General features: G+C 74.1%; 12 protein-coding genes. 5 read left to right on the forward strand and 7 right to left on the reverse strand.

Translation table 11 applies throughout. From position 1 onward, the window contains the following. Positions 1-19 precede the first annotated feature (19 nt). Positions 20-541 carry a TetR/AcrR family transcriptional regulator gene (locus ACIBST_RS44845; RefSeq protein ID WP_397179579.1) on the reverse strand — a complete coding sequence of 174 codons (522 nt, stop codon included), beginning with the start codon at positions 539-541 and terminating at the stop codon, positions 20-22. 151 nt (positions 542-692) lie between these two features. On the opposite strand from ACIBST_RS44845, the gene ACIBST_RS44850 reads away from it, so the two are divergent. Continuing rightward, positions 693-2,870, forward strand: a complete 2,178-nt coding sequence (locus tag ACIBST_RS44850) for an MMPL family transporter (protein WP_397179580.1) — start codon at positions 693-695, stop codon at positions 2,868-2,870. Between the two features lie 16 nt (positions 2,871-2,886). Here ACIBST_RS44850 and ACIBST_RS44855 read toward each other — a convergent pair whose 3' ends face one another. Genes ACIBST_RS44855 through ACIBST_RS44870 form a run of 4 tightly spaced genes read right to left on the reverse strand, consistent with a single transcriptional unit; the run spans position 2,887 to position 5,509 of the window. Then, positions 2,887-3,198, reverse strand: a complete 312-nt coding sequence (locus tag ACIBST_RS44855) for a hypothetical protein (RefSeq protein WP_397179581.1) — start codon at positions 3,196-3,198, stop codon at positions 2,887-2,889. Positions 3,199-3,222: 24 nt separating this feature from the next. Further along, positions 3,223-3,888 carry an ArsR/SmtB family transcription factor gene (locus tag ACIBST_RS44860; protein WP_397179582.1) on the reverse strand — a complete coding sequence of 222 codons (666 nt, stop codon included), beginning with the start codon at positions 3,886-3,888 and terminating at the stop codon, positions 3,223-3,225. After that, complete coding sequence (locus ACIBST_RS44865; RefSeq protein WP_397179584.1) at positions 3,888-4,379, reverse strand: cupin domain-containing protein; 492 nt, start codon at positions 4,377-4,379, stop codon at positions 3,888-3,890. Before ACIBST_RS44865 ends, ACIBST_RS44860 begins: the two co-directional genes overlap by 1 nt. A 41-nt stretch (positions 4,380-4,420) precedes the next feature. Then, positions 4,421-5,509 carry an alcohol dehydrogenase catalytic domain-containing protein gene (locus ACIBST_RS44870; RefSeq protein ID WP_397179585.1) on the reverse strand — a complete coding sequence of 363 codons (1,089 nt, stop codon included), beginning with the start codon at positions 5,507-5,509 and terminating at the stop codon, positions 4,421-4,423. Between the two features lie 129 nt (positions 5,510-5,638). Here ACIBST_RS44870 and ACIBST_RS44875 point away from each other — a divergent pair, with 129 nt between their 5' ends. The 3 genes from ACIBST_RS44875 to ACIBST_RS44885 are packed head-to-tail and all read left to right on the forward strand — an operon-like array spanning position 5,639 to position 10,246. Continuing rightward, the gene (locus tag ACIBST_RS44875; protein WP_397179586.1) at positions 5,639-6,871 is read left to right on the forward strand and encodes an ABC transporter substrate-binding protein; all 1,233 of its coding nucleotides are present in this window, start codon (positions 5,639-5,641) and stop codon (positions 6,869-6,871) included. After that, positions 6,868-9,504, forward strand: coding sequence for an ATP-binding cassette domain-containing protein (locus ACIBST_RS44880; protein ID WP_397179587.1), 2,637 nt, complete (start codon positions 6,868-6,870; stop codon positions 9,502-9,504). Before ACIBST_RS44875 ends, ACIBST_RS44880 begins: the two co-directional genes overlap by 4 nt. 1 nt (position 9,505) lies before the next feature. Then, entirely contained in the window at positions 9,506-10,246 is a 741-nt protein-coding gene (locus ACIBST_RS44885) for an ABC transporter ATP-binding protein (RefSeq protein ID WP_397179588.1), read from the forward strand. Here ACIBST_RS44885 and ACIBST_RS44890 read toward each other — a convergent pair. Then, positions 10,238-10,966 carry a dienelactone hydrolase family protein gene (locus ACIBST_RS44890; protein WP_397179589.1) on the reverse strand — a complete coding sequence of 243 codons (729 nt, stop codon included), beginning with the start codon at positions 10,964-10,966 and terminating at the stop codon, positions 10,238-10,240. The genes ACIBST_RS44885 and ACIBST_RS44890 overlap by 9 nt on opposite strands. A gap of 45 nt (positions 10,967-11,011) precedes the next feature. Further along, a complete protein-coding gene (locus ACIBST_RS44895) occupies positions 11,012-11,905 on the reverse strand; it encodes a LysR family transcriptional regulator (protein ID WP_397179590.1) in 894 nt (297 codons plus the stop codon). Between the two features lie 73 nt (positions 11,906-11,978). Here ACIBST_RS44895 and ACIBST_RS44900 point away from each other — a divergent pair, with 73 nt between their 5' ends. Further along, positions 11,979-12,635 (forward strand): type 1 glutamine amidotransferase domain-containing protein, encoded by a 657-nt coding sequence (locus ACIBST_RS44900; protein WP_397179591.1) that lies wholly within the window; start codon positions 11,979-11,981, stop codon positions 12,633-12,635. Positions 12,636-12,769: the final 134 nt, after the last annotated feature.

Here is a 12,769-nt window from a genome sequence, read left to right on the forward strand (position 1 = left end):
GGAAGCGGCGGGGAAGCCGTCAGAAGGCCAGCGCGGACTCCAGCATGACCGCCGTTACCTGGTCTTCGGGCAGGTCCATGGTCTTGACCACGCCCCACTGCAACGCCCCGAGCAGCGCCCAGCACCTGACCCTGGCCTCGGGGCCCGGGTTCTCGCCGGCGAGCTTGGCGAAGATCTCGTCCCTGAACGTGCCGACGACCGCGCGCTCGGAGCCGGGCGGCTGGGTGTCGTCGGCCGCCAGGTCCTCCATGAACAGGCGGATCACCGCGCGGTGCCGGACCGCGAAGACGGCCAGGGCCTCGACGAACGCCTTGCGGTCGGGGTGGTCGGTGTCGAGCAGCGTGATCATCTCGGCCGCGGCGGGGGAGAGCAGTTCGGAGGCCAGCCGGTCCTTGGGGTGGAAGTGGTAGGCGACGGCGGTCTTGGTCAGCCCGACCGCGGCGGCGATGTCGGCCAGCGAGGTGCCCGCGTAGCCGCGCTCGGCGAACAGCTCGCGCGCGGCCGCCAGGATCCGGGAGCGGGTGTCGTCGGGTGTGGTCATCGTCTCATTTCCCACGGGATCCGGAATTTCGGATGTCCTCCGTTTTATCATAGTCCTGTACGACCGTACAGGACGGCCGTCGGGCAGGGGCGAGACGATGACGCGGTTTCTTGGTCGGCTGGGTGGCTGGTGTGCGCGGCACGGGCGGATCGTGCTGGCCTTATGGGTGGCCCTGGCCGCGGGCCTGATGGGCGCGAGCCTCGCGCTCGGCAGCCCGGTCAGCAACGACGCCTCCATCCCGGGCACCGACGCGCAGCGCGCGCACGACCTGATGAAGGAGGGCTTCGGCCCCGGCTACGCCACCGGCGGAACCGTGCAACTCCTGCTGTACTCCGCGGACGGGAAGCTCACCGACGAACCGCGCAAGCAGGCCGTCGAGCGCTCGGTGGCCGCGATGCGCACGATGCCGCACGTCGTCCAGGTGGACACGCCCTACCGGATGGGCGGCATCGCCTCGAACCTGCAGATCGGCGTGATCACCGTCAAGATGCAGGGCAACGACCCCGACAAGGTGGGCGAGGACACCCAGGCCCTGTCCGACGCCGCGGCCCCGGCCAGGGACGCCGGGCTGGAAGTGGTGCCCGCCGCCGACTCCAACCCGGCCAGCAAGGAGATCAAGACCGGGCCGAGCGAGATCATCGGCGTGGTCTGCGCGCTGCTCGTGCTGGTCTTCGCCTTCGGGACGCTGGTCGCCGCGATGGTGCCGATCTTCGCCGCGCTGGTCAGCGTCGCGACCGGGCTCGGCGTGATCGGCCTGCTCGGCTACGTCGTCGACATGCCGAAGCAGGCCGGGATCATGTCCACGATGATCGGGCTCGGCGTCGGCATCGACTACGCGCTGTTCCTGCTGTCGCGCCACCGCAAGCTGCTGGCCGACGGCGTGCCGGTCGTGGAGTCCGTGCGCCGGACGGTGGCCAGCTCGGGCGGGGCCGTCGTGTTCGCCGGCGGCACGGTGATCATCGCGTTGAGCGCGCTGATGCTGGCCGGGTTCCCGCTGCTCAGCACGCTCGGCTGGGTGACCGGCATCTCCGTCGTCTTCGCCGTGCTGACCTCGGTCACGCTCGTGCCCGCCCTGCTCGGGCTGCTCGGCCACCGCGTCAACGCGCTCAAGGTGCCGCTGGTGCGCGGGCGGTCGTCCACCCGCGGCGGGGGCGTCGGCTGGGCCGGGCTCGGCGCGTGGGTGGCGCGCCGGCCGTGGCGGGTGCTGATCGGCAGCGTCCTGGTGCTCGGCGCGCTGGCCGCGCCCGCGCTCGCGCTGAAGCTGGGGCCCCTGGACGAGGGCTACGCGGCCAAGGACTCGGCCGGGCGGCGCGCGTACGAGCTGATGGCCACGGCCTTCGGGCCCGGCAGCAACGGCCCGCTGATCGTGGTCGCCGAGCTGCCGGAGAAGGTCTCCGGCGCCGGGGACGCCACCGTGAAGCGGATCGCCGACGAGGTCGCCCGCGTCGACGGGGTCGCCCACGTGTCGGACCCGAAGGTGAACGACTCCGGCCGCTCGGTCCTGCTCCAGACGATCAGCGACTACGCGCCGAGCGACCCGAAGGCGGCCGAGGTGGTCAGGGAGGTCAGGGCCATTTCGATCCCGGGCGTCCAGGTGCACGTCGGCGGCAAGGTGGCCGGGCTGACCGACGCCGGCGACCGCATGAACGAGCGCACCCCGCTGGTCATCGGCGTGGTCGTGCTGCTCAGCGCGCTGCTCCTGCTGTTCGCCTTCCGCGCGCCGGTCGTCGCGATCAAGGCCGCCGTGATGAACCTGGTGTCGCTGGGCGCCGCGTTCGGCGCGCTCGCGCTGGTGTTCTCGATCGGCCTCGGCAGCGGCCTGGTCGGCATGGACGCCCCCATGGACTCCTCCTACCTCCAGACGCTGTTCTTCTCCGTGCCGATCGAGAGCTACGTGCCGCTGATGCTGTTCGCGGTGCTGTTCGGCCTGTCGATGGACTACGAGGTGTTCCTGCTGACGGCGGTGCGCCAGGCCCACGCCCGGCACGGCGACAACAGCCGGGCGGTGGCCGAGGGCCTCGGCTCGACCGGCCGGGTCATCACCTCGGCCGCCCTGATCATGGTGGCGGTGTTCGTGGCGTTCATCGCCTATCCGGACGCGATGGTCAAGACGTTCGGCGTCGGCCTGGCCGTGGCCATCGCGGTGGACGCGACCGTCATCCGCGGCTTCCTCGTGCCGGCCACGATGGTGCTGCTCGGCCGGGCGAACTGGTGGTGCCCGCGCTGGCTGGACCGGCTGCTGCCGAACCTGTCGGTCGAGGGGCACGAGGAGGACGAGCCGGAGCCGCGCCGCGAGCGCGCGCAGGAGCCGGTGGCCGCCGGGCGCTGACCCCGGCGGCGGCCGGTCAGTCGGGGTCGTCGAGGTGGCAGGCCGGCACCCAGCCGACGACGCCGGTGGCCGCGTCGGTGCCGTGGTGCCACAGGGTGCTGTCGAAGGCGTCGTCGCAGCGGAACAGCTCGTGCTCCTCCGACCGGTCGGAGTCGAAGCCGTCGCCGGGACGGCCCACGCCGAGCTGGGCCGCGCCGCCCTTCGGCTCGCTCCAGATGACCACCTCGCGGCTGCGGAAGTCGTAGCGGTAGCGGGCCTGCGCGGGGCCGGCGCCGCCCACGGTCACGACCGCGAGCAGGCCGGCCGTGACGGCTCCTCTGGCGAGCATGCGGACCTCCCTCACTGTGGGCGATTACCCGCTCACAGTACGCTCCCGGACGACCTTGTGCCCGGCACGCCGCCAGCCGATCAGGCCGCCGTCCAGCGGGCGGGCGTCGAGACCGCGCTCGCGCAGCAGGCGGGCGGCCTGCGGGGAGAGCACGCAGTACGGCCCGCCGCAGTAGGCCACGACCCGGGCGTCGGCCGGCAGCTCGGCCAGGCGGCCCGCCAGGTCGTCCAGGGGCACCGAGATCGCGCCCGGCAGGTGGCCCTTGGCGTAGGCGGCGGCCGACCGGACGTCGACGACCACCGTGCCGGGGTCGGCCAGCCTGGCGGCCAGCTCGTCGGCCGTGATGCCCGACAGGTCGCCCAGGTGCTCCCGCACCGCCTCGCGCAGGCCGGACAGCCGGTCGTGGGCGAAACGCTGGAGGTCGCCCAGGAAGCGCGAGACCTGCTCGTCGGCCAGCCGGTAGCGGATGCGCGTGCCGTCCCGGCGGCTGGTCACCAGGTGGGCCGCGTGCAGGTGCTGGAGCTGGGCCGAGGTGTTCTTGAGCGGCACGCCCGCCGCCTTCGCCAGCTCCTCGACCGTGCGCTCGCCCTGGTCGAGCACGTCGAGCAGGCGCAGCCGCACCGGGCTGGCCAGCGCCTTGCCGACGCGGGCCAGCTGCCGGTAGACGGGCTCCTCGGGGAAATCCGCCATCAGACCGCGTACTGGTCGTGGCGCAGCCAGAGTTCGGTCCACTCCTCGGAGGTGAGCTCGCGGCCGCTGTGGGTGATCTCGGCCAGCTCCTCGAAGTACGCCTCGCGCGGCGCGCCCGGCGTGAAGAGCACCAGCATCGAGGCCGGCTCGCCCGAGGCGTTGCGGAAGGCGTGCACGCCGCCCTCGGGCACGTGCAGGAAGTCGCCGGGGCGGCCGTCGGCCCACTTGTCGCCGTCGTAGAGCTGGACGGTGCCGGTCAGCACGTAGAACGACTCGGTGATGGTCCGGTGGAAGTGCGGGGACGCGCCGCCGGGACGCGGGCCCATCTCCCAGCGGTACAGGCCGTAGGCGCCGTTGGTCGAGCCGCCGGTGCCCAGGTAGTGGACGCGGGTGCCGGTCGCCATCGACAGGTCGGGGCCGTTCTCGGCCCGGCGGAGGGTGGCGCTGATCTCGCCGGTCTCGGCCAGGTAGCGCTGCTGGGGGTACGACATGGGACAACCTCCACTATTCCAAAGGAAATTAGAATAGCGCCTCAGAACGTGATGACCGTGCGGGCGACCGTCCCCTGGCGGACGTGGGCGACGGCCTCGTTGATCCGGTCGAGGGGGAGGCGTTCTGTGATCAGGCCGTCGAGGTCGAGACGGCCGCGCAGGTACTGGGCGGCCAGCATGGGCAGGTCGCGGTGCGGCGCGGCGTCGCCGCCCTGGGTGCCCATGAGGCGGCGGGAGGAGAACAGCAGGCCGGTGTCCAGCGCCATGGGATGGCCCTGGGGCGGGCTGCCGACCATGACCGTGGTCCCGCCCGGCTGGGTGGCGGCGAACGCCTCCGCCAGCACGCCGGGGACGCCGGTCGCGTCGAAGGCGTAGTCGACGCCGCCGCGGACCAGCGCGCTCACCTGGCGGGGCAGGTCGCCGGCGGTGAGCAGGTGGGTGGCCCCGAAGCGCTCGGCCAGCTTGAGCTTCCCCTCGGCCACGTCCGCGGCGATGATCGTGGTGGCGCCGGCGAGCACCGCGCCCTGGATGACGTTGAGCCCCACGCCGCCGCAGCCGACCACCAGGACCGAGGCGCCCGGCGGCACCTCGGCCACGTTCAGCACCGCGCCCACGCCGGTGACCACGCCGCAGGCCAGCAGGCACATGGCGGCGAAGGGCGCGCCCTTGGCGATCTTGACGCACATGGCCTCGGCGACCACCGCGTACTCGGCGAACGAGCCGATGCCGATGAAGCGGCGGGTCTCCCGGCCGTCCAGGGTGACCCTGGGCGGGCCGCCCATGATGGTCGGCAGCCGCTGCGGGCCCGAGCACAGGTGGAAGCGGCCGGAGCCGCAGTGGCGGCAGCGCCCGCAGGGGCCGCTCATGGCGATGATGACGTGGTCGTCCGGCCGGACGGAGGTGACGCCCGCGCCGACGCTCTCCACCACGCCCGCGCTCTCGTGCCCCAGGATGAACGGCGGCGCGCCCACCACCGGGCTCTTGCCGTCGATGGCTTTGAGGTCGGAGCCGCACACGCCCGAGGCCCTGATCCGGACGCGCACCTCGCCGGGCCCGGGGTCGTCGATCTCGACGTCGCGGATCTCCATCGGGGCGTGGAACCCGGTCAGCACGGCCGCGCGCATCAGCATGGGCCCACGCTAGCCCGGCGCGCCTCCTGCGAGCAAGCGGTTGCTCGGTAGGCCGTTGACACCCCTTCCCGGCAAATCTACGCTCAGCGAAACCAAGCGAGCGCTAGGCCGAATCGCGAGGAGAACAACATGGTACGGCGGGGCGCGGCGGCGCTCATCCTGACGCTGCTCGTCGCCGGCTGCGCGGCTCGGCAGAGCGGCGCGGCCCAGTCGGGCGCGGGAGTGACGGACACCACCATCAAGATCGGCGGCGTGCTGACCAAGACCAGCGCGAGCGGCTACTCGACCAGGGACGCCGAGATCGGGGCGAAGGCCAGGTTCGCCCGCGCCAACGCCGAGGGCGGCGTGCACGGCCGGAAGATCGACTTCATCGGCGCCGAGGACGACGCCCAGGACGCGGCCAAGGGCGACGCGGCGGCCAAGAAACTCGTCCAGAAGGACCAGGTGTTCGCCCTGGTCCCGGTGCACGCCCCGAACTTCGGCGGGGCGGCCTTCCTCGAACAGCAGGGCGTCCCCTGGTTCGGCTGGGCCACCGGGCCGCAGTGGTGCGGCACCAGGACCGGGTTCGGCTACAACGGCTGCCTGGCCCCCGAGCAGGGCGCCGGCTCCCAGACGTGGTGGGGCAGGCAGATGGCCGACCTGCTCGGCGGCGCCGCCGGCAAGAGCGTCTACGTGCAGACCAGCGACTCCAGCGGCAGCAAGTACGGCGGCACCACCATCTCCCAGTCGTTCACCGCGGCCGGGTTCGAGCTGGTCGGCGTCAACTCCGGCCTGCCGGCCGCCGCCCCGCCCCCCGACTGGCTGCCGTACGTCAACAAGATCATGACCTCGGACGGCGGCAAGGCCCCCGACGTCGTCGTCTCGGTGATCGCCGGCACCAAGTTCAACGTCGGGCTCTACGCGGCGCTCAAGCGGGCCGGGTACAAGGGCGTGCTCACCGACGCCACCAGCTACGACCTGGCCATCCTCAAGGACCCGGCCGGCGCGCAGGCGCTCGACGGCGTGATCGCCGCGCCCATGTTCGAGCCGTTCGAGTCGCCGGCGCCCGAGATCGCCCAGCTCAAGAAGGACGTCGAGCAGGTCGCCCCCGGCGCCGCGCTCACCCAGCACCTGGCGATCGGCTACTGGGCCGCCGACATCTTCCTCGACGTGCTCAAGCGCACCGGCAAGGACCTGACCAGGGAGAAGTTCCTGGCCACCGCCAACGGCGACTACCTCTACGAGAACCCCGGCTTCGGCCGCATCCGCTACCCGCGGGACCACGACGAGCCCAACGGCTGCGGCGCCCTGGTCAAACTGGAGGGCGGGGCCTTCCAGGTGGCCAGGAGGATGGCCTGCTTCGACAACGTGCCGCTGAAATGATCCTCCAGTACGTGCTCAGCGGCCTGGTCACCGGGGCCGTCTTCGCGATCATGGGCTCCGGGCTGACCCTGTCCTACGCGGCGACCGGGGTGTTCAACTTCGCCCACGGCGCCGTCGGCTTCCTGGCCGCCCTGGTGTTATACGAGCTCACCGCCGCCGCCGGGCTGCCCGCCTGGCTGTCGGCGGTCGTGGCGGCCGGGCTGTTCGCGCCCGCGCTCGGCTACCTGCTGCACCGGGCCATGTTCCGCGGGCTCGCCCAGGCGGGGGAGACCGCGCAGATCGTCGCCACCATCGGGCTCACGATCGCGCTGCCCGCGCTCGGCCTGCTGGCCGTGGAGCTGGCCGGGCTGCCCGCCACGGACGCCACCTCGCTGCCGCGCGGCCTCGGCCCCCATCCGGCCGAGTCGTTCGACCCGCTCGGCGTGCGGCTGGACACCGACCAGCTCATCACCTTCGCCTTCTCGGCCGTCGCGGCGGCGGGGTTGTGGGCGTTCCTGCGGCACACGCCGTACGGGCTGCGCATGCGCGCCGCCGTGGACCGCCGCCGCCTGGCCACGCTCCGGGGCATCGACGCCGACGCCACCTCGGCGCTGGCCTGGATGCTCGGATCGGGGCTCGCCGGGCTGGCCGGGGTGCTGGCGGCGCCGGTGCTCGGGCTGGACGCGACGGCGTACACGGTGCTGCTGTTCGCCTCGGCGACGGCGGCGGTGTTCGGGCGGCTGCGCTCGATCCCCTGGACGTTCGCCGCCGGGCTCGCGCTCGGCGTCGTGCAGAACCTGGTCGCCGGGTACACCGACTTCCTGGAGGAGGTCACCGGGCTGCGCACGGCCGTGCCGGTGATCCTGCTGTTCGCCGGGCTGCTGCTGCTGAACCGGTCGCGGGAGCGGGTGGCGGGCAGCGCCGCCGAGGACGTCCCGCCGCCCGACCACCTGGCCGGGGTGCCGGCCTGGCGCAGGCGGCTGCCGTGGGCGGCGGGCCTGGCCGCGCTGGCGGCCTTCGCCCTGCTCGGGCCGGAGTACTACGTGGGCGTCGCGGCCCAGGGGCTGGTGCTGGCGCTGATCTTCTGCTCGTTCGTGGTGGTGACCGGGATCGGCGGCATGGTGAACCTGGCGCAGGCCGCCTTCGCCGCCATGGCGGCGCTGACCTGCGGGTGGGCGTTCGCCTCCGGGCTGCCGTTCGTCGTGGCGATCCTGCTCGGGGTGGCCGCCGCGGGGGCCGTAGGGCTGGTCGTGGCGCTGCCCGCGCTGCGGCTGGGCGGGCGGGTGCTGACGCTGGCCACGCTGGCCCTGGCCTTGCTGGCCGACCAGGTGCTGTTCCAGGTGGACGCCTTCAGCAACGGGACCATCGGATGGGCGCTGCCGGCGCTCGGGCTCGGCTTCGCCGACACCTCCGACCCGCGGGTGCGGGTGGCCGTGCTGCTGGCGCTGATCGGGCTGGTGGCGTTGCTGGTGCGCAACCTGGAGCGGTCGGCGTCGGGGCGGGCCGTCCTGGCCGTGCGGTCGGCGCCTGCGGCGGCCGTCACCTCCGGGCTGTCCGCGCCGCGCGCCAAGATCGTGCTGTTCGTGCTGGCGTCGGGGATCGCCGGGCTCGGCGGGGTGCTGTTCGCGATCTCCAAGGGGTCGGTGACGGCCACCGACCTGCCGGCGTTCGCCGGGTTCGTCTGGCTGGCCGTGGTGGTGCTCCAGGGCGTGCGCCGGATCGGCGGGGCGGTGCTCGGCGGGCTGGTCGCGGTGGCCGTGCCCGAACTGCTGGCCACCTGGGACGTCTCCGCGCACGTCGGGTCGATCCTGTTCGGCGCGGGCGGCATGATCCTGGCCCGGCATCCGGACGGCGTGCTCACCCAGCTCGCCGAGGCCCGCCATCGCCGCCGCGCCCGCCGCCTCCCCGCCGCTGCTTCCGCCACGCCGGCCGCGCCTGCCGTGTCTGCCGTTTCTGCCTGGCCTTCGCCCGGCCGGCCGCTGTTCGTGCTGGAGGACGTCGTGGCGGGTTACGCCGACTGCACCGTGCTGCGCGGGGTGCGGCTGGAGGTGCGGCCCGGCGAGGTGGTGGCGCTGCTCGGCGCGAACGGCGCGGGCAAGTCCACCACGTGCGCCGCCGCCGCCGGGGACCTGCCGGTGACCGGCGGCCGGATCCTGCTCGACGGCGTGGACGTCACCGCCTGGCCGGCGCACCGGCGGGCGCGCGCCGGCGTCCTGCTGGCCCCCGAAGGGCGGGGCGTCTTCCCCGGGCTCACCGTGGAGGAGAACCTGCGCACCTGGCTGGACGATCCGGAGCCGGTCTACCGGCGCCTGCCGCAGCTCGCGGCCCGCCGTACGGTGGCCGCGGGCGCGCTGTCGGGCGGCGAGCAGCAGCTCCTCACGCTGGCCCCGGCCCTGGTGCGCCCGCCGCGGGTGCTGATCGCCGACGAGCCCTCGCTCGGCCTGGCCCCGCTCGTGGTGCGGCAGGTGTTCGACGTCTTCGCCGAGCTGCGCGACCGCGGCGTGGCGCTGCTGCTGGTCGAGGAGAAGGCGACCGAGGCGCTGGCCGTCGCCGACCGGGTCGCGTTCATGCGGCTGGGCGCCGTCACCTGGACGGGCCCCCGCTCGGAGGTGGACGGCGACCGGCTGACCGCCGCCTACCTGGGGGTGAGGTGACATGCTGGCGGTGCAGGACGTGTCCGTGGCCTTCGGCGGCGTCAGGGCGCTGGACGGCGTGTCGTTCGAGGCCGGGCCCGGCCAGGTCTGCGGCGTGATCGGGCCGAACGGCGCGGGCAAGACCACGCTGTTCGACGTGGTGTCCGGGCTGCGCAGGCCGGTCGCGGGCCGCGTCACGCTGGACGGGCGCGACCTGACCGGCGTGTCCGCGCTCCGGCGGGCCAGGGCCGGCGTGCGCAGGACGTTCCAGCGCACGCAGGTGTTCGGCCGGCTCACCGTGGCCCAGAACGTGCTGGCCGCGCTCGACTGGCACGGCGGCGGCGGCGGACTGGCCGCCGACCTGGCCGGGTGGCCGGGCCGGCGGCGGATCGAGCGCGAGCGCGGCGCGCGCGTGGCCGAGGTGCTCGACCTGTGCGGGCTCACCCCGCTGCGCGACGCCTACGCCGCCGCGCTGCCGGTCGGGCAGCGCCGGATGGTCGAGCTGGCCCGCGCGCTGGCCGACCGTCCGCGGCTCCTGCTGCTGGACGAGCCCACCTCCGGCCTGGACGCCGCCCAGACCGCCCGGCTCGGCGCGGTCGTCAGAGCCCTGGACACCACCGTGCTGCTGGTCGAGCACGACATGGGCTTCGTCATGGAGATCTGTGACCGGATCGTCGTCCTGGACCTGGGCAGGGTCATCGCGTCCGGGACGCCGGCGCGGGTCAGGGACGATCCGGTGGTGCGGGCCGCCTACCTAGGCTGAGTGGCGTTCGGTGAAGGACAGGATGCGGCGCCAGGCGTCCTGGCAGATGCCCTCCCACTCCTTGAACGAGCGGTCGAAGAAGGAGTGGGGCGCGCCCTCGTAGACGTGGGTCTCGTGCTCGGTGCCCACCCGGTCCAGCGCCGCGGTGTAGGCGTCGAACTCCTCCGGGCTCGACACCTTGTCCGCGCCACCCCTGAGCAGCAGCAGCGGCGCGCCGGGGCCGGTCTTCGGCTCGTCGATGAAGCGCAGCGCCCCGTAGAAGCCGATGCTCCCGGCCAGGCCGTTGCCCTCCGCGCCCTGACGCCACGACAGCGCGCCGCCCATGCAGAAGCCGACCGTGAACACCGGGCCGGCGGCGGCCAGCTCGGCGGTCGCCGCCGCCGCGTCGGCCTGCACCTGGTCGAGCTTGAGCTGGTCGACGTGGGGCATGTAGTCGAAGTCGTCGCCCCGGTCGTCGGTCGCGGCGGTGCGGCCGAAGTAGTCGATCGCGATCGTGCGGAACCCCGCCTCGGCGAAGCGCACCGCGAGGTCGCGGTAGAACGGGTGCAGGCCGCGCACGTCCGGCATGATCACCACGCCGCGGCCGTTGGGCTCGGCCGGGTCGGCCCGGTAGGCCATGAAGCGGGTGCCGTCGGCGGAGGTCAGGGTGATCTGCTCGTGCGCCGCGACCTCGCCCCGGATCGGCGGGGCGGGCGGCCGGCTGTCGGTGGAATGACACATGTGCCCAGCATGCCCAAGCTGATCGCCCGTCATCCACCTTCGTCCTCAGTACGGCGGCGCCGCCCGGAACGCCGCCAGCAGGTGGGCCCGCACCCGCCCCACGGCCGGCCTGGCCGGCGCCCCCGACCGTACGGCCAGGTAGCCGGTGTTGATCGGCGGCTCCGTCGGCTCGCCCAGCGCGACCAGCGTGCCCTCGGCCAGGTCGCGCCGGCACAGGTACGCGGGCAGGACGGACACCCCCATGCCGGCCCGCACCGCGCTCAGCACGCCGCGCAGGTCCGGGATGACGACCTGCGCGGCCATCGACGGCCGCCGCCCGAAGACGGCCCGCCAGTAGCGGCGCACGATCGGCAGCTCCTCGGCGTAGGCCACCACGGGGACCGCGGCCAGCTCCTTGGGCCCGACCCGGCCGGGCGGCAGCGCGCGGGCCACGGACGGCGCCGCCACCAGGACGAACTCCTCGTCGTAGACCGGATCCGCCTGGATGCCGCGCACCCGGGGCCGGATCGTGGACAGCACCAGGTCCAGCCGTCCGGCCGCGAGGTCGGCCAGCAGGTCGTCGGCCAGGCCGAGGGTGGTGCGCAGACGCAGCCCGTCGCGGACGAGCGGGGCGAGCATCGGCATGACCTCCTCGCACAGGAACTCGGCCGGGCCGCCCAGGTGCACGGCCTCGTCCGAGGGCAGCTCCGAGCCGGCCACCTCCTCCAGCGCGTCGAGGGCGGGGGCCACCCGGCGGGCCAGCTCGTCGGCGGCGGGGGTGGGCGCGACGCCGCGCGGCAGCCGGTCGAACAGCGGCCGGTCGAGCGTCGCCTCCAGCGTCTTGACCTGGGCGGTCACCGCGGGCTGCGAGAGGCCGAGCGTCTGCGCGGCGGCGGTGATGGAGCCGGTCCTGTGGACGGCGAGGAAGGTCCGCAGCAGGTCCAGCGAGAGAGAGGACACATCACCATTCTGATGCCACGACCGGCGTTTCGCTATTTGTGGCTGATGGGCCTTCCCGGCCATGCTCGACGGCATGAGCAAGCGCATCCTGATCGTGTTGACCAGCCATGACGACCTCGGCGGCGTGGAGCGTACCGGATACTACGTCCCCGAGGCGGCCCATCCCTGGCAGATCTTCACCAAGGCCGGCTTCGAGGTGGACGTCGCCAGCGTCGCCGGCGGCCGGCCGCCCCGCGACGGCCACGACCCGGACGACCCGGCGCAGGCCGCCTTCCTCGCCACCGGCCTGGACGAGGACACCGCCCCCCTCTCCGGCGTGGACGCCGCGGCCTACGACGCCGTCCTGTACGCCGGCGGCCACGGCACCATGTGGGACTTCCCCGCCGACCCCGACGTGGCCCGGGTCGGCCGCGAGGTCTACGAGCGCGGCGGCGTGGTCGCGGCGGTCTGCCACGGCCCGGCCGCGCTGGTCGGCCTCACCCTGTCCGACGGCTCCCACCTGGTGGACGGCCGGCGGGTGGCCGCCTTCACCAACAGCGAGGAGACCGCGCGGGGCGTGGCAGGGGTGGTGCCGTTCCTGCTGGCCGACGCGCTGACCGAGCGCGGCGCCCGGCACGAGCCCGCCCCCGACTGGCAGCCGCAGGTCGTCGTGGACGGCCGGCTGGTCACCGGCCAGAACCCGGCCAGCGCCGCGCCCCTGGCCGAACAGGTCGTCGCCCTGCTGACCTGACCCCGGCCGACCCCGTCCGCCCCCGGCCGACCCCGTCCGCCCTCGGCCCGCCCCGGCAGAGGTCGCCGGACGGCGGGCGGCGGGCGCGCAACGGCAGCCGGATGGCGGTTGCCGCACCGTCGCGCGAAATCCGA

Origin of the sequence: Nonomuraea sp. NPDC049684 (genome assembly GCF_044465345.1) — a bacterium.
Lineage (GTDB): Bacteria > Actinomycetota > Actinomycetes > Streptosporangiales > Streptosporangiaceae > Nonomuraea.

Excerpts from the sequence above, each read along its gene's own strand:
- ACIBST_RS44845 (WP_397179579.1), bottom strand. The coding sequence starts at position 541 with ATGACCACACCCGACGACACCCGCTCCCGGATCCTGGCGGCCGCGCGC.
- ACIBST_RS44855 (WP_397179581.1), bottom strand. The coding sequence starts at position 3,198 with ATGCTCGCCAGAGGAGCCGTCACGGCCGGCCTGCTCGCGGTCGTGACC.
- ACIBST_RS44860 (WP_397179582.1), bottom strand. The coding sequence starts at position 3,888 with ATGGCGGATTTCCCCGAGGAGCCCGTCTACCGGCAGCTGGCCCGCGTC.
- ACIBST_RS44865 (WP_397179584.1), bottom strand. The coding sequence starts at position 4,379 with ATGTCGTACCCCCAGCAGCGCTACCTGGCCGAGACCGGCGAGATCAGC.
- ACIBST_RS44870 (WP_397179585.1), bottom strand. The coding sequence starts at position 5,509 with ATGCTGATGCGCGCGGCCGTGCTGACCGGGTTCCACGCCCCGATGGAG.
- ACIBST_RS44875 (WP_397179586.1), top strand. The coding sequence starts at position 5,639 with ATGGTACGGCGGGGCGCGGCGGCGCTCATCCTGACGCTGCTCGTCGCC.
- ACIBST_RS44880 (WP_397179587.1), top strand. The coding sequence starts at position 6,868 with ATGATCCTCCAGTACGTGCTCAGCGGCCTGGTCACCGGGGCCGTCTTC.
- ACIBST_RS44885 (WP_397179588.1), top strand. The coding sequence starts at position 9,506 with ATGCTGGCGGTGCAGGACGTGTCCGTGGCCTTCGGCGGCGTCAGGGCG.
- ACIBST_RS44890 (WP_397179589.1), bottom strand. The coding sequence starts at position 10,966 with ATGTGTCATTCCACCGACAGCCGGCCGCCCGCCCCGCCGATCCGGGGC.
- ACIBST_RS44900 (WP_397179591.1), top strand. The coding sequence starts at position 11,979 with ATGAGCAAGCGCATCCTGATCGTGTTGACCAGCCATGACGACCTCGGC.